Annotated in this window: 15 protein-coding genes and 1 tRNA gene; 9 read left to right on the plus strand and 7 right to left on the minus strand. The window is 62.3% G+C overall.

The features are described from left to right. Window positions 1-24: 24 nt before the first annotated feature. The 3 genes from BCUN_RS05325 to BCUN_RS05335 are packed head-to-tail and all read right to left on the minus strand — an operon-like array spanning window position 25 to window position 6,379. Window positions 25-3,015, minus strand: a complete 2,991-nt coding sequence (locus tag BCUN_RS05325; protein WP_033515002.1) for a type I restriction endonuclease subunit R — start codon at window positions 3,013-3,015, stop codon at window positions 25-27. After that, window positions 3,012-4,244 (minus strand): restriction endonuclease subunit S, encoded by a 1,233-nt coding sequence (locus BCUN_RS11855; protein ID WP_152598017.1) that lies wholly within the window; start codon window positions 4,242-4,244, stop codon window positions 3,012-3,014. Before BCUN_RS11855 ends, BCUN_RS05325 begins: the two co-directional genes overlap by 4 nt. Before the next feature lie 5 nt (window positions 4,245-4,249). Further along, window positions 4,250-6,379, minus strand: coding sequence for a type I restriction-modification system subunit M (locus BCUN_RS05335; protein ID WP_152598018.1), 2,130 nt, complete (start codon window positions 6,377-6,379; stop codon window positions 4,250-4,252). A gap of 459 nt (window positions 6,380-6,838) precedes the next feature. Here BCUN_RS05335 and BCUN_RS05340 point away from each other — a divergent pair, with 459 nt between their 5' ends. From BCUN_RS05340 to BCUN_RS05350, 3 genes are all read left to right on the plus strand, one after another. Then, window positions 6,839-7,219: a VOC family protein gene (locus BCUN_RS05340; RefSeq protein WP_033515006.1), complete on the plus strand. Its 381-nt coding sequence runs from the start codon at window positions 6,839-6,841 to the stop codon at window positions 7,217-7,219. Window positions 7,220-7,460: 241 nt separating this feature from the next. Next, complete coding sequence (locus BCUN_RS05345) at window positions 7,461-8,249, plus strand: methyltransferase domain-containing protein (RefSeq protein ID WP_033515008.1); 789 nt, start codon at window positions 7,461-7,463, stop codon at window positions 8,247-8,249. 356 nt (window positions 8,250-8,605) lie between these two features. Further along, complete coding sequence (locus BCUN_RS05350; protein WP_033515010.1) at window positions 8,606-9,784, plus strand: ATP-binding protein; 1,179 nt, start codon at window positions 8,606-8,608, stop codon at window positions 9,782-9,784. 177 nt (window positions 9,785-9,961) lie between these two features. On the opposite strand, the gene dinB is transcribed toward BCUN_RS05350, so the two are convergent. Continuing rightward, on the minus strand, window positions 9,962-11,227 hold the full coding sequence (dinB, locus tag BCUN_RS05355; RefSeq protein ID WP_033515012.1) for a DNA polymerase IV: 1,266 nt from the start codon (window positions 11,225-11,227) through the stop codon (window positions 9,962-9,964). 225 nt (window positions 11,228-11,452) lie between these two features. Between dinB and BCUN_RS05360 the strand changes: the two genes are divergently transcribed. From BCUN_RS05360 to malQ, 5 genes are all read left to right on the plus strand, one after another. After that, window positions 11,453-11,543, plus strand: a tRNA-Ser gene (locus tag BCUN_RS05360). Between the two features lie 591 nt (window positions 11,544-12,134). Further along, window positions 12,135-13,325: an NAD(P)-dependent oxidoreductase gene (locus BCUN_RS05365; RefSeq protein WP_238552335.1), complete on the plus strand. Its 1,191-nt coding sequence runs from the start codon at window positions 12,135-12,137 to the stop codon at window positions 13,323-13,325. A gap of 14 nt (window positions 13,326-13,339) precedes the next feature. Further along, window positions 13,340-13,981, plus strand: coding sequence for an IMPACT family protein (locus BCUN_RS05370; protein ID WP_033515014.1), 642 nt, complete (start codon window positions 13,340-13,342; stop codon window positions 13,979-13,981). Between the two features lie 60 nt (window positions 13,982-14,041). Continuing rightward, window positions 14,042-14,746 carry an AbrB family transcriptional regulator gene (locus BCUN_RS05375; protein ID WP_033515016.1) on the plus strand — a complete coding sequence of 235 codons (705 nt, stop codon included), beginning with the start codon at window positions 14,042-14,044 and terminating at the stop codon, window positions 14,744-14,746. Window positions 14,747-14,827: 81 nt separating this feature from the next. Then, complete coding sequence (gene malQ, locus BCUN_RS05380; RefSeq protein ID WP_033515018.1) at window positions 14,828-16,996, plus strand: 4-alpha-glucanotransferase; 2,169 nt, start codon at window positions 14,828-14,830, stop codon at window positions 16,994-16,996. A gap of 236 nt (window positions 16,997-17,232) precedes the next feature. On the opposite strand, the gene BCUN_RS05385 is transcribed toward malQ, so the two are convergent. From BCUN_RS05385 to murA, 3 genes are all read right to left on the minus strand, one after another. Then, on the minus strand, window positions 17,233-18,231 hold the full coding sequence (locus BCUN_RS05385) for an NAD(P)H-dependent glycerol-3-phosphate dehydrogenase (RefSeq protein WP_033518378.1): 999 nt from the start codon (window positions 18,229-18,231) through the stop codon (window positions 17,233-17,235). Between the two features lie 88 nt (window positions 18,232-18,319). Next, a complete protein-coding gene (locus BCUN_RS05390) occupies window positions 18,320-19,303 on the minus strand; it encodes a lysophospholipid acyltransferase family protein (RefSeq protein WP_033518375.1) in 984 nt (327 codons plus the stop codon). 64 nt (window positions 19,304-19,367) lie between these two features. Beyond that, entirely contained in the window at window positions 19,368-20,693 is a 1,326-nt protein-coding gene (gene murA / locus BCUN_RS05395) for a UDP-N-acetylglucosamine 1-carboxyvinyltransferase (RefSeq protein ID WP_033518373.1), read from the minus strand. Window positions 20,694-21,054: 361 nt separating this feature from the next. Here murA and BCUN_RS05400 point away from each other — a divergent pair, with 361 nt between their 5' ends. Then, on the plus strand, window positions 21,055-22,392 hold the full coding sequence (locus BCUN_RS05400; protein WP_033518371.1) for an NAD(P)/FAD-dependent oxidoreductase: 1,338 nt from the start codon (window positions 21,055-21,057) through the stop codon (window positions 22,390-22,392). Window positions 22,393-22,419 lie beyond the last annotated feature (27 nt).

The raw sequence follows: 22,419 nt of genomic DNA on the forward strand, positions 1-22,419 counted from the left end.
GGGGCATTCAGGATGCCCCACCCACTAGTCATCTTCCCGTAGGTTCCTGTAGATTTCGTCAGCGAAGATACCCAGTACTTCCCTCTTGATTTCTTCGTTGGACAGCAGCAGGCCGAAGAAGTCCTGGTTCTGCGACAGGCCTTCGATCAGGACATCGTCGATGTCATCGAAATACGCGTACTCGAAGTCCTTTTCGGTGTTGTTCCTGGCACTCGTCTTGAGTTTCTCGGACTTCATGAGCAGGTCCTTGATCTGCAGCATGGCCTTGACGGCCACGTCGTTGTTGTACTCCTTGCCGGTCTTGGAGTTGATCTCGGCGATAATCTCAGAGAGGCGTTCCTTCTTCTCCTCGGTCAATCCGAGCATTTCCGCCTCCGACAGGGCAACGATCGGTCTGGCGACCAGGTCCGACCCCTCGTGGTGGCCCTTCTCCTCCTGGGCGAAGTTGCTGGCTCGGATCTTGTCCGACAGGTCGAAGCCCTCGCCCGTGCGCCCGGGCTTGATGGTGGGCATCAGTGCGTCGAGGAACACGGCTTTCTTGTCGAGTTCCGGATCCCAGAAACAGGAAACCTGCATCATGAACCCGTAGAAACGAAGGAACCCGCGCATATGGACGTACAGTTCCTGCTGGTCGGTCGCAGACAGCCTGTCGAAGAGGTGCTTGGCCTTGTTCAGGCAATGCTTGACCTTCTTGACTTCCTTGGTGTCGGGTTTCCTGCCCATGGTCATGATCTCGTAGACACGGTCCACGTCCTCGGGGTCGAGGATGTCATAGGCATCGATCTGCGCGTCGATGTCATAAATGGCCTGCGGGGTGATGCTATTGGACAGGATCGTCGTGGCGAAGAACGGGGCGAACGCCTCCTTCATGTCCTCGTAGCTGTTCTTGAAGTCCAGGACGAAGGTGTGCTTCTCGTACGGCGGGCAGATGCGGTTCAGGCGTGACAGCGTCTGCACGGCGGCGACACCGGAAAGGTTCTTGAGCACGTACATGGCACACAGCTTGGGTTCGTCGAAACCGGTCTGGTACTTGTTGGCCACCAGAAGCACCTGGTAGGCGTCCGTACCGAAACGTTCGGGCAGTTCCTTTTCGCTGAACCCGTTCATGCCCGCCTCGGTGTACTCGGTCTCGTCTTCCTTGAGCTTGACCTTGCCGGAGAACGCCACCAGCGCGTGGATCCTGTCGTATCCCTTGCGTTCGCAGTATTCCTGGAACACGTGCGTGTAGCGCACCGCTTCCTCCCTGGAACCGGTGACGACCATGGCCTTGGCCTGCCCTCCCAGTTCCTGCATGACGGTGGTACGGAAATGCTCGACGATGATCTGCACGCGCTGCGCGATGTTCGTGTCATGCAATTCCGCGAACCGGGCGATCTGGCGCTTGGCCTCCTTGGTCTGGTACTCCGGATCTTCCTCGATATCCTTATTGATTTGGTAGTAGGTCTGGTACGTGGTGTAGTTGGCCAGCACGTCGAGGATGAAACCTTCCTCGATGGCCTGCTTCATCGAATACACATGGAACGGCACACGCTGCCCATGCGCGTTCGGGATGCCGAACATCATCAACGTGGTGGGCTTCGGGGTCGCGGTGAACGCGAACATCGCCACGTTCTCACGCTTGCCGCCCTTGCGCTTGGAAGCCAGGACCTCTGCCATGAAATCCTGGATGTCCGACTCGCCCTCGGGTACCTCGACCGACCCCAAGGACTGACGCACCGCTTCCATGGACTTGCCCGCGGTCGAGGAATGCGCCTCGTCGATGATGACCGCGAACCGCTTGTGTGCCAGGCCCGAGACCTGTTCGACCACGAAGGGGAACTTCTGAATCGTGGTCGCGATAATCTTCGTATTGCCCTTCAACGCACGCGCCAGGTCCGCGGACGTGCAGGAATCATCCATCACACGGATCAAACCACTGGCATGCTCCAGCCCAAGCACTGCCTTCTGCAATTGCCGGTCCACGACCACACGGTCCGTGACGATCACCACGTTGTCGAAGACCACCCGGTCGTCCGCGTCATGCAATGAGGTGAGACGGTGGGCGAGCCATGCGATGGTGTTGGTCTTGCCCGACCCGGCCGAATGCTGGATCAGGTAATTCTGCGACGTGCCCGTCTCGGAGACGGATGCCACGAGTTTGCGGATGCAGTCCAACTGGTGGTAGCGCGGGAAGATCAACGCCTCCTGTTCCTTGATCTCTCCGGTCACATCGTCGACCTTCTCACGCTTGGTGATGAACATGAAGCGCGAAATCAGGTCGATGATCGTGTCACGCGTCAGGATGTCACGCCACATGTACGACACTGGGTAATCATCCTCACAGGGCGGATTGCCTGCACCCTTGGTGATGCCATGGCCATCACCCTGGTTGAACGGCAGGAAATACGTCTTCCTACGATCCAGTTTCGTGGTCATATGCACCTGGTCAGTAGCCATCGCGAAATTCACCAGACACCCGGCCTTGAACAGGAACAAACGGGCCCGAGGGTCACGCTTGGTGCGGTACTGCTCGATGGCATCCTCGTACGTCTGGCCCGACGTCTCGCTCTTCAACTCGAACGACATGATCGCCAGACCATTGAGGAAGATGACCAGGTCCACGCGCTCACTGTCCGACGCCCACACCTCCTCCATGACCGAAAGGATGTTGTGCTCATATTTTTCGTTCAGGCTCTTGTTGAAACCGGTGGCGGGCTTGGTGTACATGAACCTCAACGTCACGCCGGACAGTTCCAGGCCATGCTTGAGCACATGCAGGAGGCTGCCACGTTTCTGCGTCACCTTCGCATTCAGTTGGGAGACGATTGTCTCGACCAGATCCTCCTTGTAGATACGCTCCAACCTAGCCATCTCATCAGGCTGCGTCGCATTGAGGAACTCCATCAACAGGGTGCGATCCATGGCATACAGACGATCAAAATCCGTCTTCGCATCACGGATACGATACCCGTTATGCCCCTCAAGGTAGTCCATCACATAATGCTGATAGTCACGCTCAGGCAAGATATTGCTCATGCGGGAACCTCCCTCTTACCCGTCACATACTCATAAATCAATGATTTTTTGTACTGGGACAGAGTCTCCAGCTGCTGCTTCTTAGCTGCAATGATTGAGTCAATCTCAGCACATTTTTTGTCAAGGAAAGACACAATTATGTCCTGTTCTCCTACTGAAGGCAATGGAATCCTCATGTTGAGATACTCGGTTTGGGTCATACTTGGTAGAGTAGTTTGCGAAATATAACGTTTGTAATCAAAGCATATCGATAAATAAAAATAGTATTTTACTAGCAACAAGTTATCAGTGTAGGCATCGAATGCAGTATCGACATTCCAAAAACGACCAGTTATATACTTGGGTCTATCTATCGTTCCCTTGCGCCCCAACAAAACTGTCGGGCCAAGTTTGTACTCTTTGGAACATTTGAACGGTTCTGAACCAGCTCCATATACTGGTACATCACCTTCATCTAGCGGATCCCTACCATTATGAATAACTACATGAGATTTTGCCGGCACAATATTCCATGCCGCGGGTATCTCACCAATCCATTCGACGCCGCTATCCCTCATAGGCGCATCAGGATTAAGGCCCTTGGTCACGGCCTCATGAATAACGGAACGCCGATACTGCTCAAAAAGCTCAATCTCTTCAGAAATGCTCGTACTGATTGCATCAATCTTTAAGCATTTTTGATCAAGGAAATTCGAGATACGCTTCTGCTCCACTAGCGGTGGTATCGGCAATTTCAACATCTTAATCTGAGTCGTATTGACACGCTCTCGCGTAGAGCCATGAGTCTCTTGGAGCAAACCAATGTATGACGAGGGTGACGAGAGCGCATACTGGAGAAAACGAAGATCGACATGCCTACTTGGCTTGATGCCTATGCAATCTGCCTTGTTAATTGCATAGTCATAGGATAACGGCAATTGCGCCACCTTCACATCATCTGATATGAAGGTGGCCATAATGAGATCTCCCTGACGAACAGTATGACGACGAATGGTTTCGTACTTCTCAGGAGAAACAAATGACTTCTTAGATTCATCAAATTGCATATATCTGAGGTTCTCCAGCCTGACTACCGGTATACCTTCAGACGTATAGTCATTCCCCTTGAGATTCGAGCCAAACGGACCATCCCAAATACGTTCCACCAAGGCCTTAACTGGTTGTAAAGACCAGTTTTCCGGTATAGAGCCAATCCATTCAATACCACTATTTTTCATAGGTCTTTCCACCAGCCCTACACCTCCTTGAATAACTCCATGAGCCTATCGTTGATAGATTTTTCGAGTTTCAAGAACCGTTCTTCCAGCTCCTCTGAGGATTCCAATCGCTCATACTTATAGAAATATCTAGTGAATGGAATCTCTGCTCCGGTCTTCACCACTGGTTTCTTCTTGGACAGATCCTCCTCGAAGAACGCTCCAGCATCCGGCGCATAAGGCAGTACTTCACGCTCCATGTAGTCGTCGATACTTTCGTTGATCGGCACGATTTCCGTGTCCTTGGTGTCCTTGTCCCATAGCACCTTGCCCTTGCGGTCATGCTGGATTTCTGCATCCTTGTCCATCACGGACAGACCCTCGGCAACGGAATCGAGCAGTTTCCTGTCGTCTGTCACCTTACGAAGCACCTCGGCAAGATGCGGTTGGAATGCCTCGGGAGACATCCACTTCCCGTCACCAATGTTCTCTCGAAGAACCCTGATGATGGCATCATACAGTGCCTTGCCATGCTCGTACTTGTCATGGTTCTTCTGCTCGGCCGCAGTGAGCTTCTCTCCGACATCAAACTTCTCTTGGATGGCGTGCGCCTTGGCCTCGTCGTAGAGGGAAGATAGTGCGCTGCCCTGGATGAGATTGTCAATGCGCTCCTCGGTGATGGCGTAGCTGCGTTGCAGTGGTTGCATCACGGTGTATTCACGGTAGATGAACTCGTGATTGTCGAAGATCTTCGACAGCTCGTTCTCCTTGAACTCCGCGTAGATTCTGGTGATGCGTTCACGGTCCTCGGGCGTGATCTCGTTGCGCTTGTTGCCCAAAGACTTGCGCAGCTTGTGCGAGATGCCGGAGGCGTCGATGAGCTGTACCTTGCCGCGGCGCTTCTCGTCCTTGTTCTTGGACAGGATCCAGATGTAGGTGGCGATGCCGGTGTTGTAGAACAGGTCAGTCGGCAACGCGATGATGGCCTCAATCAGGTCGTTCTCGAGCAGCCAACGCCGAATCTGGCTCTCCCCGGAAGCAGTACCACCATTGAACAGCGGGCTACCGTTCTCGACAATGGCAGCACGTCCCACCTTCGGGTCCATCTTGTCCACCGCCGACTGCAGAAACAGCATCTGGGAGTCGCCGCCAGCGGGCAGTCCGGCACCGAAACGCCCCACCAGGCCTTTGGCGTGTTCGGCCTTGACGGCTTCCTCGACTCCCTCGGCGGCATCCTTGCCGCTCCAAGCAGTGCCGAAGGGAGGGTTCTCGATGACGAACCGCATCTTGCGGTCCGGGAAGCAATCAGCCTTGAAGGTGTCCTGGTAGCGGATATTGTCGGCATCCTGGCCCTTGATCAACATTTCCGCCAGGCAGATGGCGTAGGACTCCGGGTTGACCTCCTGTCCAAAAAGACGCACGTCCGCCGTGGGATTCAAACGCTTGACGTAGCTCTCGGCCGTGGACAGCATGCCGCCGGTACCGCACGCCTGGTCCATAACCGTCACGACCTTGGCGTCATCGAACAGGTCTTCACTGCCCTCCGCGAGCAGGAGGTTCACCATGAGTTTGACAATGTCGCGACCCGTGTAATGGTCACCTGCTTCCGCGTTCTCGGAAAACCTACGGATGAGGTCCTCGAAGATATAACCCATATGCACGTTGTCGATGGTCTTCGGGTCAAGGTCGAGTTCCGAGAACGCCTTGACCACGGAGAACAGGCGGTCGTTCTTGTCCATCTTGTCGATCTGGTCGCCGAACTTGAGGCCCTTGTCTGACATGATGATCTCCTGGACATTGGCGGAGAAGCCATTGATATAGTCCTTGAGATTGGCCGCCAGGTTCGCTGAATCATTCAGCAACTCGGCCAAGGTGAACCGGCTGGTGTTGTAGAACTGGAACCTTGCTTTGCGTTCGAGCACCTTGGCTGGCAACGACGGATTGACTTCGAAGGCTTCCACCACTTCCTGCTTCGTGTCCGCCAGGGCGCATTCGAAGCGGCGCAGGATGACCATGGGGATGATGACGTCCTTGTACTTGTCCTCACGGTAAGGCCCACGCAGCTTGTTGGCAATGGACCAGATGAAGTTGACTTCCGTGGTGACATCAACCGGAGCATCATCAAAGATAATGCCGTGCATATTCGCCATCAAGATCCTCTCGCTCATGATGCAATGGTCACAAGATTACCCGTGGGGATAAAAGAATCAAACAAACACGAGGCATCATCCCACAAACGGCCGTTTACGGAACACTGCCGACACGCGCGAACCGGGACGGGTTTTGGAACGTTTCGGACATCCCAAAACCCATCCCATAATCAATGTCCCGAAAACACCCGTCGTGTATGGATTGTGGAATCGTCCGTTATATTCCTCGGATGGGAATCGCCGAGCTTTGGGTGCGTCGGGGCGAACCATGGATTAGCGTTGCTGCACCACATCCCAAGTGTCGATGGACATCTGCAACATCATGCGCAGCGGTAGCGAACCACGACGTCTTATCCTCGTCCCGGTGCCGTTTCTCCCCGCCAAGCCACCCCTGATGGCTTTCCCGCGTATCATTGCTCGGCAGATGGCCATCCATCCTGTCCCGAAGGATGCCAAAGGCCGGAAAGGGGAGACGCTATGACGATGTTGCGCATGGACCATGTGGTCATTCCGGTGAGTGACCTGGATGCGGCGCTCAGGTTCTACCGTGACGTGGTGGGACTCGAACTCATGGAGGTGAACGGCGAGCGCACGTTGGCGACGCTGCGTGCCGGCGACCAGTTGGTCAAGCTGGAGACGCCCGACCGGCAGGGCCTGGTGGCGGCGCGGGCGGTGCCGGGGTCGGCGGATCTGTGTTTCGAATCCAGTGACGATCCGCAGTCCACCGTTGCCCGCTGTCGGGCGTGCGGCGTGGACGTCATCGACGGCCCCGTACGCAAGCGCGGCGCGAGGGGAGCGATGACCTCGGTGTACGTGCGCGACCCGGACGGCAGTCTGGTCGAGATCGCGCATTACTGAACGCGACATGTCCGGGGCGGTCATGTTTCCCGCAGCGTTTTATCGCTTCAGTCGCAGCGAATACGTGCGCCGCAAGCTTCAGGACGCTTGGCGTCCGGTGCGGCACGTTAATGTGAAACGTCGGTGGTGCGCGTCACTGCCTCGGCAGTCGTCACCGGGCATGAGACGCCGCTTGATGGCTCATCGCCAGCGGCCTATGCTGTCCGCAACACGCAGGCGTAGACGAATCGAGGGAGTGGTCATGAGCGACTGGGACAGTGCACGATACCTGCAGTTCGTCAGGCAGCGCACGCAGCCGTCCATTGACCTGGCGCGACGTGCCCACGACTGGATCGAGCATCCGGCGGCGGCCATCGACCTGGGCTGCGGCCCGGGCAACAGCACGCAGGTGGTGCAGCGGGAGTTCCCTGACGCGTCCGTCGTCGGCGTCGATAGCAGTGCGGACATGCTTGCCGCGGCTCGCCGACGCTGCCCGGACATGGAGTTCCTGGATGTCGATTTGACGGGTGACCTGACGCGGTTCGACGATGCCTTCGACCTGGTGTTCTCGAACGCGTGCCTGCAGTGGATCCCTGACCATGCCCATGTGCTGCCGAAGGTGTTCCGCATGCTGCGGCCCGGCGGCGTACTCGCCGTGCAGATTCCCGTGCGCAATGAGCAGGTGGTGCAGCAGGTCATCACCGAGACTGCGCGACTGCCGCGCTGGCGGGAATGCATTGTGCGCGAACGTGCGTGGGACGGCCTGGACATCGACGACTACCATGACATCCTGTCGAGGATGACCGCTGATTTCGAGCTCTGGCAGACCACCTACTGCCACCGCATGCCCGGGGTGGACGCCATCGTCGAGTGGTTCTCCTCGTCAGGGCTGCGTCCGTACCTCGACCAGGTCCCGGACGATGTACGCGATGATTTCCGTGCCGATGTACGCAATCGCCTTGCGGAGGTCTTCCCCGTGCGAGCCAATGGCGAGGTCATCCTGCGCTTCCCACGCCTGTTCATGCTTGCGAAACGACCCCTGCAAGCATAGGGTCTCCCGTTCATGGTGCGTTTCAGGAGGGTCATCTCGATCTTCTTCCTCTCGACGGTTGCTTGACAATGCAGTTGGTCAATCGCGGTGGAACCTAAGTCGGGGCCGCTTATGGCCACGCAAGTGCGGCATGGTGCGCATGGCGAACGAGGGGATTGGCGGTATGTCGCCGTCCCGCGGGCCGATGATTGCATGGACTCGCCTCCCGCGGCCATGAATGTGATAACGCGGAGTATTCATTATGATAATCAGGAATAGGATGTATGATGATACGGACTAGCAGTGATGATAAAACGGAATGGGAATGCACTGCAATAGTGCGATGAGGTACTGACGCGCGAAGAGGAAGGAATGCCATGGCCTTGAGGGTCGAACGTGCAATGATGGAGACGCTACTCGACTTGGCGACTATGTTCCCGGCCGTTACCTTGACCGGGCCGCGTCAGAGCGGTAAGTCCACCTTGGTCAAGCATGCGTTCCCCGGCTATGCATATGTGTCATTGGAAGATCCCGATGTGCGTGACATGGCATTCAACGATCCACGTCGTTTTCTGGAGAGGTATGACAGCCGCGCCATCATTGACGAGGTCCAATATGCACCGGAACTGTTCTCCTACATGCAGGGTGTGCTTGATTCGCGTGACGAGATGGGGCGGTATATCCTCACTGGTTCGCAGAACTTCCTGCTGTTGGACACGATATCGCAGTCCCTGGCGGGTCGCGTGGGCATACTGCATCTGCTGCCGCTGTCCTACCGGGAACTCATGCATTCCGCTATGTGCCCTGATCTTGACGTCTTCATGTATACGGGTGGCTATCCGAGGTTGTACAGCACACCGGCCCGACCTGACGTCTTCTATCCTGCCTATCTGTCGACTTATGTGGACAGGGACATTCGTCGCGAACTTGGCGTGCGCAAAGTAGCGCAATTCAACAAGTTCCTCACGGTCTGCGCGACCCGAATCGGGCAGGTGCTCAACGTCACTGGTATGGCCAACGACTGCGATGTCGATTTCCATACTGCCGACAATTGGCTCTTGCTGCTCGAGGCAAGCTTCATCGTCATGCGCTTGCAGCCTTACTACAAGAACTACGGTAAACGCCTTATCCGTGCCCCCAAACTGTATTTCTATGACACGGGACTGGCCGCGAACCTGCTGGGCGTTGAAGATGCAGACCAGCTGGCGACCGGAGTGAACCGCAGGAACCTGTTCGAGAACGCCGTCATCACGGAAATCATCAAGCAAACGCAGGCTCAGGGGCGCACTCCGAAACTCTATTACTGGCGTGACTCGAACCGGAAGGAGATTGATCTCGTCATCGAGAAAGGTGGCCAGCCATGGCAGATCATCGAGATTAAGTCGTCGAGTACGTTCCGCTATTCCGCATTCGCCACTATCACGGACATGGGCGACACCATGGGAGTGCCGACCGATCGGCGCTACGTGGTCTACGGCGGTACCGAATCGATTGAATCCGACCAGGGGCATGTCATCGGACTCAACGACATCCATCGTATTGTCGACCAGGGTTAATCGCAACGCTGCCATCGCCGAGGTCTGACACATTTTTCGGGCTAATGGAAAATGTGTAGGTCTCTGGTCCGCACAAATTCAAATTGTGTAGACCAGAGACCTACACAATTTTTCCTGCCCTAAAAATGTGTCAGGAGGCGCTCCGCCGAGACTGCAAACCGGCAGTTGGTCGTCCCGCTACACCCCCAGCTGCGCACTGTCCTTCCCATACTTCCGTCGGATCGCGTCCAGCGCCCCCTCCGCCTCGCGCATCCTCGTCGATTTGCTCGTGCCTTGCGCTGCTGTGTCCTCCTCCAGGATCTCCTCCAGCGTCGGCTGCACCGTCGTCGTGGCGCGCTCCGTCAGTGAACTGACCGACATGCCCGCCAGTCGCACCGCGCGGGGCAGTCGCGTCGCCCGGTCGTCCATCCCCAGCATGCGCCGCAGCAGCCGCATGGTCACGGGGAACAAGGCGCCCGCGCTGTCGGTGGGGGAGTCGATCGTGAGCGACTTCGTCATGTAGGTCAGGTCGGGAAACCGCAGTTTCACGGTGACCGTACGCCCCAGCAGACCGCGCCGGCGCAGCGTGCTCGCCACGGTGTCGCAGGCGCGGCGCAGGCAGTCGGCCACCGTGCCCACCTCGGCGACGTCCCGGTCGAAGGTGTGCTCGGAGCCGACCGACTTCTCCGGAGTCACCGGCGTCACCGTGCGCGCGTCACGTCCCCACGCCGCCTCGTGCAGGTGTGCGGCCGCGCTCGCCGACCGCGTGATCCGGGTGAGCGTCTCGACGTCGGTGTGCGCAAGCTTGAGCACCGAGTCGATGCCCCACTCGTTGAGCTTGCGCTCCTGCGCAGGCCCCAGGCCGGGGATGGCACGTAGCGGCATCATCTGCACGAAATCCGCATGGCGCTCGCGGGGGATGAGCAGCATGCCGTCCGGCTTCGCGTTCGTCGACGCCATCTTCGCCACCAGCTTGTTCGCCGCCACGCCCACCGAACACGTGATGGAAAAACGCGCCGCCACCTGCGCACGTAGCCACGCGCCGATGTGCGTCGGCCGCCCCCAGGTGCGCAGCGCCGCGGAGACGTCCATGTAGCATTCGTCCACCGACACCTGCTCGATGCGGTCGGTGACGGTGCTGAAGATCTCCCGGAAGATGGTGTGCGACACCTGGCGGTAATAGGTGTGGTCCACGGGCAGGAAGACGCCGTTCGGGCACAGTTGGCGTGCGCGGGCGCTGGCCATGGCGGAGTTGATGCCGTATTTGCGCGCCTCGTAGTTCGCCGCCGACACCACGGAGCGCGGTCCCATGCCGATGATGACGGGCTTGCCGGCCAGCTCAGGGTGACGGGCGATCTCCAGGGATGCGAAGAAGGCGTCCATGTCGATGTGCAGCACGGTGCATCCGGTCTCGTCATGCCCCCAGTCGCGGTTCGCGGCGGCGAGTCGTGGTGCTGTGCTCATGGGACCAGTCTAGCGGAACGTTTGTTCGAGGGGGAGGGGTGGCGGTATTGGCGGTGTGCGGGGTCGGAATCCCCCTGACTCCGCCCAGGGTCCCGGGTGGGCTTCCGGTTGGTTCTGGCTGCCTTTGTTTTGCCTCCGCGTGGTTCCGCGCACTCGGGACACGCGTGCTTGTGTCGGTCTGGCTTTTCTGCTATGCTTTCTCACTGTTGTTCTTCTGGGCAACGTGGAGTCATGCCTGAGTGGCCGATAGGGGCACCCTGCTAAGGTGTTAGTCGTGTTTAGCGGCTCGAGGGTTCGAATCCCTCTGACTCCGCCAACAAAGCCCGCCGGTGATTGATCCGGCGGGCTTTTGCGTTGTGTGGCGCCCTGGTGGTTTCGTTTTGGGTTAAGTAAACAAATGTGTGTCTATCGGCCGGGCGTGTCGTTTACTTAACCCATACCGAAACGAAAAGCCTCCCGGGATTGCCGGGAGGCTTACGTTGAAGAGCGAAGCGGCGGTACGCCTTTGTCCGCTGCCTCGGATTCCCACTCTAGCCCAGGCATGCGGCTGCGGCAAATACACCGGGCGTTTCTTTGCAAATCCTTTGCATTTTTCAAAGCATGCCGCATTGCATGGAGCGAAAACCATCGCCATCTACGCACTGCATCAGTCGCCCTGCCATCCGACCTATTCGCGATCCAGCCATTCCGCCGCATTCCGCATTTTTTATGTCTCCTTTCCCCATACCCCAGCATTCCCGCACTCCAACGCCCTCGCCTCCTGTGCATCTGCGTTCCCGGCATCCCATCGATCCCGATCCTCCACCTCCACCCCATGCACGACAATGCGTACAATGGGCACCGGCCCCGAGGAACGGGGGCAGGCACATCGGAAGAACCACCACGACGGCAGGCAGGAGAGCAGGCAATGGCAGACGCGACGGCACCGGCAGGTCAGCAACCCACACGGCACTCGATCCAACCAGACCACTCAACCCAGCTGGCTCATCCGACCTTCCCTGCACCGGACCTACCCCAGCCTGGCACCCAACCGACCCAGCCCACACCAGACCCGACCCAACCAGTTCAACAAACCCAACCGCCCGTCATCGAAACCCAGTCCGACCGCACCGACCTGCCGCTGGTCACCGTCCCCGCCATCTACCCGGACATGCTCGACGCCTTCCGGGCGGTCCTGCCGCTCTTCCGTGACGTCGCGCGCGTGCGCCTGTATACCGACCCCGTCGATGGCGACGCCTTCGTCCGGCGTGCCGAGGGCGCCGACGCGCTCATCGTCATCAACGTCCACATCCCCGACGACATGCTGCGCACCCTGTCCGGCCATGTGCGCGTCCTCGTCTTCGGCGGCACCGGCGTCGCCAGCTACGTTAGCCTCGACCTGGCGCGGCAGTTGGGCGTGCGCATCTGCAACATCCGCCACTACGGCAACGCCGCGGTCGCCGAGTTCGCGATCGCGCTCATGCTCGAGCTCGCGCGCCACGCCGGCGAGCTCAATGAGCAGGTCCTCGGCGGCGGCTGGGAAGGCGCCAGCGGCATCGAACTCGACGGCAAGACGCTCGCCATCGTCGGCCTGGGCGGCATCGGACGGCACGTCGCGCGCATCGCGAACGCCTTCGGCATGAAGGTGACCGCCTGGGACTCCGGCCGACACGACGCGCAGTACTACGCGGACCTCGACGTCACGCCCGTCGCCGACATGCGCGCGCTGTTCGCCGGCGCCGACGTCATCAGCCTGCACATGCCGCTCAGCGACGACACGCGCGGCATGGTCACTGCCGACCATCTCGCCGCCATCCGCCCGGGCACGCTCTTCGTGAACACCGCGCGCGCCGAGATCATCGCACCTGGCGCGCTTGTCGACCGCCTTGCCAAGGGCGACGTCCCCGCCGGCCTCGACGTCTTCTACCACGAGCCGCTGCCGCTGGGCAGCCCCCTGCGCACCATGCGCAACGTCATCCTCGCGCCGCACGTCGGCTGGCGCACCGACGGCTCCAACCGCAACCTGACCAAGCAGTGCGCGCAGGCCGTCATCTCGTACTTCCAGGGCGGCGACTACAACGTCGTCGTCGACGGCGCCGCCACGACCGCCGACAAGTAAGAAAAGGACCTGCCTTGCCCCACCGCACGATCCTCGACCCCGCCGACGCGCCCGCGCACGACGCCTTCGTCGAGAAGAAATCCGAGTTCATCGGCGACGCTTGCCACGTCGACTCGCTCGACGAGGCGCTGGCCTTCGTCGAGCGGATCCGCGAGATGCACCCCAAGTCGCGGCACGTGGCGTACGCGGCGCTCGTCACCGACGCCGACGGCCGGCTCATGGAACGCATGAGCGACGACGGCGAACCGAGCGGCACCGCCGGCAAGCCGATCCTCGACGTGCTGCGCGCCAACGACCTGACTGACTGCGTGGTGGCGGTGACGCGCTACTTCGGCGGCATCCTGCTCGGTTCCGGCGGCCTGATCCGCGCGTACTCGACCGGCGCGTCGATGGCGGTGAAGGCGGCGCGAGTCGCGGACATCGTGGCCTGCCGCCGCTACGCGGTGACGCTTGACTACGCGCAGCTGGGCACCTTCTCCAACCTGCTCGCCGGCGTTACCGGCGAGCAGGAGACGGCGGACTTCACCGACTGCGTGCGCGTCGTCGTGATCGTGCCGATGGGGGAGTGCGAACGCTTCGAGTCGCGCGTGCGGGAGGCCTTCAATGCGGCGGTGGTGCCCGAGGCGGGCGACCAGGTGCTGCGTGCGGTCGGCTAGTTGCTAGAATCGCCGCGTAGACGCTGCATGAGGACCGACTGACGAGCGGAAGGATGTGCCATGGCTGACGAGACGATTGCGGACGAGGCGACTGCGGCCGAGGCGACGGCAGACGCGACTGCCGCGGCGGGGGAGCCGCAGGGCGGGCTGCCGGACGGCGACCGCGTGCCCGACGGTTTCGAGCCGCTGACCGCCACCTACGAGCGGCTGCGGCATTCGACGGACCCCGACGAGCTGCACGAGTTCGCGCGCCGCCCGCTGCCCGACCGCGGCGAACAGGCGGCGTTCTCGCGCGCCACGGCACTGCTCGAGGCGGTCGCCGGCAATCCGCACACCCCGCTGGAGGACCGCATCTACCTAGCGCAGACAATGCCCTTCCCGAACGTGCTGGTCAAGCTGTCCGAGGATGAGTCCGTGGAAGTACGCCGCGCGGTGGCCGCCAACGCGGACGACAAGAACTGGCTGGTGGGGCGGCTGACCAAGGACGCCGTGCCCGAGGTGCGCGACACGGCGCTGCGCAACAGGCAGACGTCGTGGAAGATGCGCCTGGAGGGTGCGCAGGACCCGCAGGCCGACCCGGGGATTCTCGAGTTCCTCTCCCGCCTGGGGGCGGAGGACGAGGCCGACGCGCCGGCCGTGCTCTCCTCGATGGTGCGGCGCGCCGTGGCGCTCAACCCGAACGTGTCGCACGAGGTGCTGGAGCGCCTGGCGCAGGATGGCAGCCTGGAAGTTGCAACGGCTGCGAAGCGGCATCTGGCCGAATAAGTGAAACTCTTGCGAAAATATGCATGACAACGTGCTCAGTCGGGTGTTTCGCGGTCTGGTGGTGGCCTACACTAGGGAGCTATGACTGAGCACAACGAAGAAAGCCCGGAGCGTCTGGCCCGGCCGCTCATCCGCCTTGCGCAGATGGTTGGGGTCGCCACCAGCTACACCGGTTTGTCCCATGACTTCCACGAGATTTCCGACGAGGTCCTCGTGGCCATCCTTGCTTCCCTGGGCATCGACGCCTCCGGCGATGAAGCCGTCGCCGCCTCCCTGGCCACCGTCGAACGCGGCCAGCTGCTGCGCCTCATCGACCCGACCGTCCTGCACGTGCAGGGCCGCGAGACGCATGTCACGCTGCACATCGGCATCACCGACGCGCCCACCGTCACCCTCACGCTGGAGGACGGCACCGAGTACGGCGGCCAGCTGGTCGTCAACCCGCTGCCCGAGGTCAAGCCGCGCGAGGTCGACGGCATCTTCATCGCCGAGGCCCAGCTGGTGCTTCCCGACGACATCCCCGTCGGATACCACACGCTGCACGTCGTCAACGGCGACCGCACCCAGGACGCCACCCTCATCAGCGCCCCCGAGCGCATCCAGATGCTCGACTCCATGCAGGACGGTGCCCTGTGGGGCTGGATGGCGCAGCTGTACTCCATTCGTTCCGCCGACTCCTGGGGTGTGGGCGACTTCTCCGACCTGCGCGAACTGCTCGTCAACGGCAAGCGCTACACCGACGCGGACTTCGTGCTCGTCAACCCGCTGCACGCCGCCGAGCCGGTCGACCCGCTCACCCCGTCGCCGTACCTGCCGGTGTCCCGCCGCTTCGTGAACTTCACCTACATCCGTCCCGAGGACGTGCCCGAGTACAACACGCTCGGCGCCGAGGACCAGGCCAAGATCAAGGCCATGCGCGCCAAGGTCGAGGCATTCAACGCGGATCCGCAGCTCATCGACCGCGACGCCATGTGGCTCGAGAAGAAGCCGGCGCTGCGCATCATCTTCGACGCCGGCCTGAGCGAGGAACGCCAGAAGGAGTTCGACGCCTACAAGGAGGCGTGCGGCGAGGACCTCGAAGCCTACGCCACCTGGTGCCTGTGCTACCAGCAGTGGGGCAAGCCCGAGCCGGACCCGGAGAACTGGGAGGTCAAGCTCACCAAGGACTCGCCGGAGGTCACCCGACTGCGCGGCGAGTACCAGCTGGACCTGGAGTTCTACCGCTGGCTCGAGTGGACCGCCATGCAGCAGCTGCACGCCGCCCAGCAGGCCGCGAAGACCGCGGGCATGAAGCTGGGCATCATGTCCGACATGGCCGTGGGCGTGCATCCGCAGGGCTCCGAGGTGTGGTGGAACCCCGAGCGCTTCGCCAAGGGTGCCACCGTGGGCGCCCCGCCGGACATGTTCAACCAGCAGGGCCAGAACTGGAGCCAGCCGCCGCTGAGCCCGCTCGCCCTCAAGGAGACCGGCTACCTGTCCTACCGCGAGATGGTGCGCGGCATGTTCGACTGTGCCGGTGCGGTGCGTATCGACCACATCCTGGGCCTGTTCCGCCTGTGGTGGATCCCGGACGGCCACCCCGCCTCGGACGGCACCTATGTGTACTACGACCACAATGTGATGCTCGGCATCCTGGCCATCGAGGCCAGCCGCGTGAACGGCATCGTGGTCGGCGAGGACCTGGGCGTCGTGCCCTCCTACGTGCAGGAGTCCCTCGGCTCGCACGGCATCCTCGGCTGCGCCGTGGAATGGTTCGAGCAGATGGACGGCGTCTTCACCCCGCCGAAGCATTGGCGCCCCTACGCGCTGGCATCCGTCAACACGCACGACCTGCCGCCGGCCGCCGGCTACCTCGAGTACGAGCACGTCAAGATCCGCGAGCGCCTCGGCCTGCTGACCGAGGGCGCCGACGAGTTCATGCAGTCTGCCCGTGTCGAGCACCAGGCCATGCTGCAGATGCTCGTGGACGAAGGTTATCTCGACCCGGAGGTGCTCGCCGACGAGGCCAACCGCGAGGACGAGGTCGTCGAGGCCCTGTACCGCGGCCTGAAGGGCTCGCCGTGCAAGCTACTCGCCGCTTCCCTCGTGGACGCCGTGGGCGAGAAGCGCGCGCAGAACCAGCCGGGCACGAACAACGAGTACCCGAATTGGCGCATCCCCCTGGCCGACGGCAACGGCAACGCCGTGATGCTGGAGGACCTGTTCCAGGAGGACCTGCTGCAGCGGATCACGAAGATCATGAACGCCTGACTTCCCTTCCCGTAGGTCCTCCTGTGTTAAAGCGGGCACCGGGTCGGGGTGTTTCCCGGAATTAAAGCGGGCACCCGGTCGGCGGCGAATCGCCACTTAAAGCGGGCACCGGCTTGAAGAACCTTGGTTCTTCAAGCCGGTGCCCGCTTTAAGTGGCGATTCACCGCCGACCGGGTGCCCGCTTTAATTCGGGGAAAGACCCCGACCCGGTGCCCGCTTTAACGCAAGGAGGAAACTCACTCCATCGTGACCTCGTCGGGGAACATCTCGGCGATCATCTGCTGGAAGGTGATGCCGCCCTGCACCAGGTGGGCGACGGCCTTCGCCAGCGGGGTGTCCACGTGGTACTGCTCGCCGAGCGCCACCACGGCGCCGGCGGTGGCGACGCCCTCGGCGACGCCGTTGCTCACCTTCGTGGCCTCCTCGACGCTCATGCCCTTGCCCAGGTTGTAGCCGAAGGTGTAGTTGCGCGACAGCGGCGAACCGCAGGTGGCGATCAGGTCGCCCACGCCGGCCAGGCCGTAGAAGGTCTCCGGCAGCGCACCCGCGGCGGTGCCGACCTCGGAGATCTCGCGCAGACCGCGGGTCTCGATCATCGCGGCGGTGTTCTCGCCGAAGCCGGCGCCGTGGGACATGCCGACGGCCAGCGCCACCACGTTCTTCAGGGAGCCGGCCAGCTCCAGGCCGATCACGTCGGAGGTGATGAAGGCCTTGAAGTACTTGGTGGTGCACAGCTTGGCCATGAGGCGCGCATTGTCGATGTCGGTGCAGCCGACGACGGTGGCGGCGGGCTCGCGGGCGGCGACCTGCTTGCTCAGGTTCGGCCCGGAGATGGCCAGGAAGCGGTCGGAGGGCAGGTCGAGCGCCTCGGTGACGACCTGGTCCATGCGCTTGCCGGTGTCCTTCTCGATGCCCTTCATGAGGGAGGCGACGAGCACGTCCGCGGGCAGCAGGCCGCGGAACTGCTCCAGTGCCTGGCGCGCGAACTGCGCGGCAATGGCGACGACCACGACGTCGGCGTGCCCGACTGCCTCCTGGCGGTCGCCGGTGGCGTGCATCGTGGCCGGCAGCTCCTTGACGCTGGGCAGGCGCACCGGGTTGACGTGCCGGTTCTCGATTGCGTCGACGATCTCCGGCTCGATCGCCCACATCATGACGTCATTGCCTGCGTCGGCGAGCACCTGCCCGAATGTGGTGCCCCATGCCCCCGCGCCCAGTACCGTGATATTTGCCATCGTCTGTTCCTTTCATCAGCGCATCCTCGGCGCTTCTTCTCGAACGGTTCCGCCCTCCATTGTGGTCGCCGGACGGCCGTTTCGTGGATTACGCTCTTGGCTCGGCGCCGGCGCGCGCCTTGGCCGGGGCAGCGTCGGCGGTCTGTGCGAGGGCCTGCGCGTCGACCTGGTGTGGGTCGGAGAACGCCTCGACCTCGGGGATCTCGCGCATGATGCGGTAGTCGAAGAAGCCGGCCGGCGCCTGTTCGCCGCGGATGGTGGCCATGACCTCCTTCATGCGCACGCGCACGCGGCGCGCCAGCTCGTCGGCGAGTTCGGACGGCGGCTCGTCGCCCCATTCGTCCATGTGTGCGAGCAGGTCCGCGTAGTCGAGCTGCGTGTCGTAGCACATGACGACCTGCTTGCGCGGCCACGGCCAGAAGTGGTTGATGCTGGCGGCGCCCCAGGTGACGGCGCAGTACAGCGGAATCTGGCGGCCGGCGCGGCGGCTGGCCTCCAACGCGATGAAGCCGACGCCGTTCTTCATGCTCATGGGCCACTTCTGCGGGTCGCGGGTGACGGTGCCCTCCGGCCAGATGGTCAGGGGACGCCCCGTGCCGAGGATGCGGATGGACTCCTCCTCGATCTGGCGCGCCTTGCCCGAACGGCGCGGCACCGGCTGCATGCCGACGGCGCGGAACCACTTGCCGAGGACCGGCCAGGTGCCCATCTCCGCCTTGGCCATGAAGCGCGGGCGGCGACCCATGCGGAACATGGCGATCATGGGCACGAACACGTCGAACTGGGTGACGTGCGTGCAGGCGGTGATGTAGGGGCCGGTGGGCGGCACGTTGTCCAATCCCCACGCGTGCAGCTTGCAGCTGGCGCGCAGCACGCGGGCGCAGGCGTTCATCAGGCGGTTGGTGAGCTTGGGGTTCTGCGCGTCGATCTCCGCCTCGTTCGGCTCGATGCGTCCGGTCGGATACGGGTAGGTGGGGTCCACGAGTCCGAACTCGCGGTTGAGTTTCGCCACCTGCTCCTTGGAGAGTGGCTTGACCGCGGAACGCGGGGAAGGCTTGCCTTTGGATACCATGCGTCCCATTGTGCACCCACCCGTAAGAAGTTCGGTGGGACGCCCTCCCACACCTTGCCGCGCACTAATCGATCTGCGCACCCAGGGCGTTGAGCTTGCCGCGGAAGTCGGCGTAGCCGCGGTCGATCAGCGAGATGCCGCGCACGTCGCTGGGGCCCTTGGCGGTCAGGGCAGCGATGAGGTGGCTGAAGCCACCGCGCAGATCCGGCACGTCGATGTCGCGGCCCTCGAGCGGGGTGGGTCCGAAGATGACGGCGGAATGCTTGTAGTTGCGCTGCTGGAAACGGCAGGGCAGGGAGCCGAGGCATTCGCGGTAGAGCTGCACGGTGGCGCCCATGTCCACCAGGGGCTTGGTGAAGCCGAAACGGTTCTCGTAGACGGTCTCGTGCACGATGCTCAGGCCGTTGGCCTGGGTAAGGGCCACCACCAGCGGCTGCTGCCAGTCGGTCATGAAGCCGGGGTGCACGTCGGTCTCCAGCGCCACGGGCTTGAGGTCGCCGCCCGGGTGCCAGAAGCGGATGCCCTTGTCGGTGATGTCGAACTCGCCGCCGATCTTGCGGAACACGTTGAGGAAGGTCATCATCTCCGGCTGCGTGGCGCCCTTGACGAAGATGTCGCCGTGGGTGGCCAGCGCCGCCGAGGCCCAGCTGGCGGCCTCGATGCGGTCGGTCAGCGAGGTGTGCGTGTAGCCCTTGAGTTCCTTGACGCCTTCGATGCGGAAGGTGCGGTCGACGTCCACGGAGATGATGGCGCCCATCTTCTGCAGCACGGCCACGAGGTCCATGATCTCGGGCTCGGTGGCGGCGCCGGACAGCTCGGTCTTGCCTTCGGCGAGCACGGCCGCGAGCAACGTCTGCTCGGTGGCGCCCACGGACGGGTACGGCAGGTGGATCTTGGCGCCGTGCAACCCGTTGGGGGCGGTGATGTGGATGCCGTCCTTGTGCTCCTTGTCCACGTTCGCACCGAGCTTGCGCAGGGTGTCGAGGTGGAAGTCGATGGGGCGGCCGCCGATGTTGCAGCCGCCGAGCGCGGGGATGAAGGCCTCGCCGAGGCGGTGCAGCAGCGGGCCGGAGAAGAGGATCGGGATGCGCGAGGAGCCGGACAGCGTGTCCACGTCGGCCACGTCGGCCAGCTGCACGTTCGTCGCGTCGATGGTCACGACGCCGCGGTCGCCGTCGAAGTCGACGTCGACGCCGTGCAGCCGCAGCAGGTCGGACACGACGTGCACGTCGCGGATCTCGGGCACGTTCCTGAGTACGGAGGTGCCCGGTGCGAGCAGCGCGGCCACCATGGCCTTGCTCACGAAGTTCTTCGCACCGCGGACCTTGATCGTTCCGTTGAGCGGTTTGCCGCCGACGATGTGGAGCACGTCTTCCTTGGTTTCGGCCACGTTTTGCCTCGTTTCGTTCACGATTGCGCGCACCGGCGCATTGAAAGGTACGTCTGGTTCTATCTACAGCGGCGCCGACGGTTTTATTTCCGACGCGTCGCACGCACATATGTTCGACTTACCAGTGTGCCACAGGGCATGCACGCCGGACGCGCGCGCCGGTCCAGTCCTGACAGCCGCCGGCATGCGGCTGCGGAGGGCGACCGTCCCGGCGGACGCTGGGCACGCCGGCGCAATCACCGAAGCGCGTAACCGCCGCCGCACCGGCGCGGCGGACGTACACTCTCAGGTGAATGCGGCAGCCCGCCGCCGCGGGCGGTCGCCATACCTCATGTCTGCATGTATCTAAAGGAGCCTTGCCATGACCACCGTCGCCATCGTCGGCTGCACCCATGCCGGTGTCTTCGCCGCCACTTCCATCCTGCGTGAACACCCCGATTGGCAGGTGCACGTCTTCGAGCGCAACGCCACGGTGTCCTTCCTGTCCTGCGGCATCGCGCTGTGGGTCGGCGACCACGTGAGCGACCCGAAGAAGATGTTCTACTCGAGCCCCGCCGAGCTGGAGCGCGCCGGCGCGACCATGCACATGCGCACGAACGTGACGAACGTCGACGTGGCGAAGAAGACCGTGGAGTTCGAGGACCTGGAGTCCGGCGACACGTCCACGCTGCCCTTCGACAAGCTGGTCGTGACCACCGGCTCGCTGCCCGTGGTGCCGCCGATCCCGGGCATCGACTCCGGGCACGTGCAGTTGTGCAAGAACTGGGACAACGCCGTCGAGCTCAAGGAGCGCGCGGCCGACGCGAAGTCGGTCGTGGTGGTCGGCGCCGGCTACATCGGCGCCGAACTGGCCGAGCAGTTCAGCCTGATCGGCACGAAGGTCACGCTCGTCGACGCGCTCGACCGCGTGCTGGCGAACAACTTCGACAAGCCGATCACCGACCAGGTGGAGCAGCGCTACCGTGACCACGGCGTCGAGCTGGCCCTCGGCGAGAAGGTCACGGCGTTCCGCGACAACGAGGACGGCACGGTGACCGTGGTCACCGACGCCGGCGAGCACACGGCGGACTTCGCCGTGCTCGCCATCGGCTTCCGCCCGAACACCGACCTGGTGCGCGGACAGGTGATGACGCTGCCCAACGGCGCCATCATCGTCGACGAGTTCATGCGCTCCTCCGAGCCGGACGTGTTCGCCGCCGGCGACGCCGCGACGGTGCTGTACAACCCGACCGGCAAGCCCGACTACATCCCGCTGGCCACGAACGCGGTGCGCCAGGGCCTGCTGGTCGGCCAGAACATCGAGGAGCCGACGCGCAAGTACATGGGCACGCAGGCGGCGAGCGCCGTGCAGGTCTACGACCTGTCGCTGGCGGCGTCGGGCCTGACGCAGGGCGGCGCCGACCGCCGCGGCATGGACATCCGTTCCGTCGAGCTGACGGAGGACTACCGTCCCGCCTTCATGGAGTCGACCGCCCCGGTGACCTCGATCCTGACCTGGGACCCCGAGGACCGCACCGTCAAGGGCGCGCAGTTCTGCTCCACCGTGGACATCTCCGGCGCCGCGAACGTGGTGTCCCTGGCGATCCAGTCGAAGTACACGGTGGACATGCTGGCCAACGTGGACTTCCTGTTCCAGCCGAACTTCGACCAGCCGGTGTACTACGTGGGCGCCGTGGCGATGAAGGCCGCGCAGGCCTGAGATTTTGTTCAAAAAATGAACAATTTC

It is taken from the genome of Bifidobacterium cuniculi (assembly GCF_000741575.1).
Lineage (GTDB): Bacteria > Actinomycetota > Actinomycetes > Actinomycetales > Bifidobacteriaceae > Bifidobacterium > Bifidobacterium cuniculi.

Excerpts from the sequence above, each read along its gene's own strand:
- BCUN_RS05325 (WP_033515002.1), bottom strand. The coding sequence starts at position 3,015 with ATGAGCAATATCTTGCCTGAGCGTGACTATCAGCATTATGTGATGGAC.
- BCUN_RS05335 (WP_152598018.1), bottom strand. The coding sequence starts at position 6,379 with ATGAGCGAGAGGATCTTGATGGCGAATATGCACGGCATTATCTTTGAT.
- BCUN_RS05340 (WP_033515006.1), top strand. The coding sequence starts at position 6,839 with ATGACGATGTTGCGCATGGACCATGTGGTCATTCCGGTGAGTGACCTG.
- BCUN_RS05345 (WP_033515008.1), top strand. The coding sequence starts at position 7,461 with ATGAGCGACTGGGACAGTGCACGATACCTGCAGTTCGTCAGGCAGCGC.
- BCUN_RS05350 (WP_033515010.1), top strand. The coding sequence starts at position 8,606 with ATGGCCTTGAGGGTCGAACGTGCAATGATGGAGACGCTACTCGACTTG.
- dinB (WP_033515012.1), bottom strand. The coding sequence starts at position 11,227 with ATGAGCACAGCACCACGACTCGCCGCCGCGAACCGCGACTGGGGGCAT.
- BCUN_RS05365 (WP_238552335.1), top strand. The coding sequence starts at position 12,135 with ATGGCAGACGCGACGGCACCGGCAGGTCAGCAACCCACACGGCACTCG.
- BCUN_RS05375 (WP_033515016.1), top strand. The coding sequence starts at position 14,042 with ATGGCTGACGAGACGATTGCGGACGAGGCGACTGCGGCCGAGGCGACG.
- malQ (WP_033515018.1), top strand. The coding sequence starts at position 14,828 with ATGACTGAGCACAACGAAGAAAGCCCGGAGCGTCTGGCCCGGCCGCTC.
- BCUN_RS05385 (WP_033518378.1), bottom strand. The coding sequence starts at position 18,231 with ATGGCAAATATCACGGTACTGGGCGCGGGGGCATGGGGCACCACATTC.
- BCUN_RS05390 (WP_033518375.1), bottom strand. The coding sequence starts at position 19,303 with ATGGTATCCAAAGGCAAGCCTTCCCCGCGTTCCGCGGTCAAGCCACTC.
- BCUN_RS05400 (WP_033518371.1), top strand. The coding sequence starts at position 21,055 with ATGACCACCGTCGCCATCGTCGGCTGCACCCATGCCGGTGTCTTCGCC.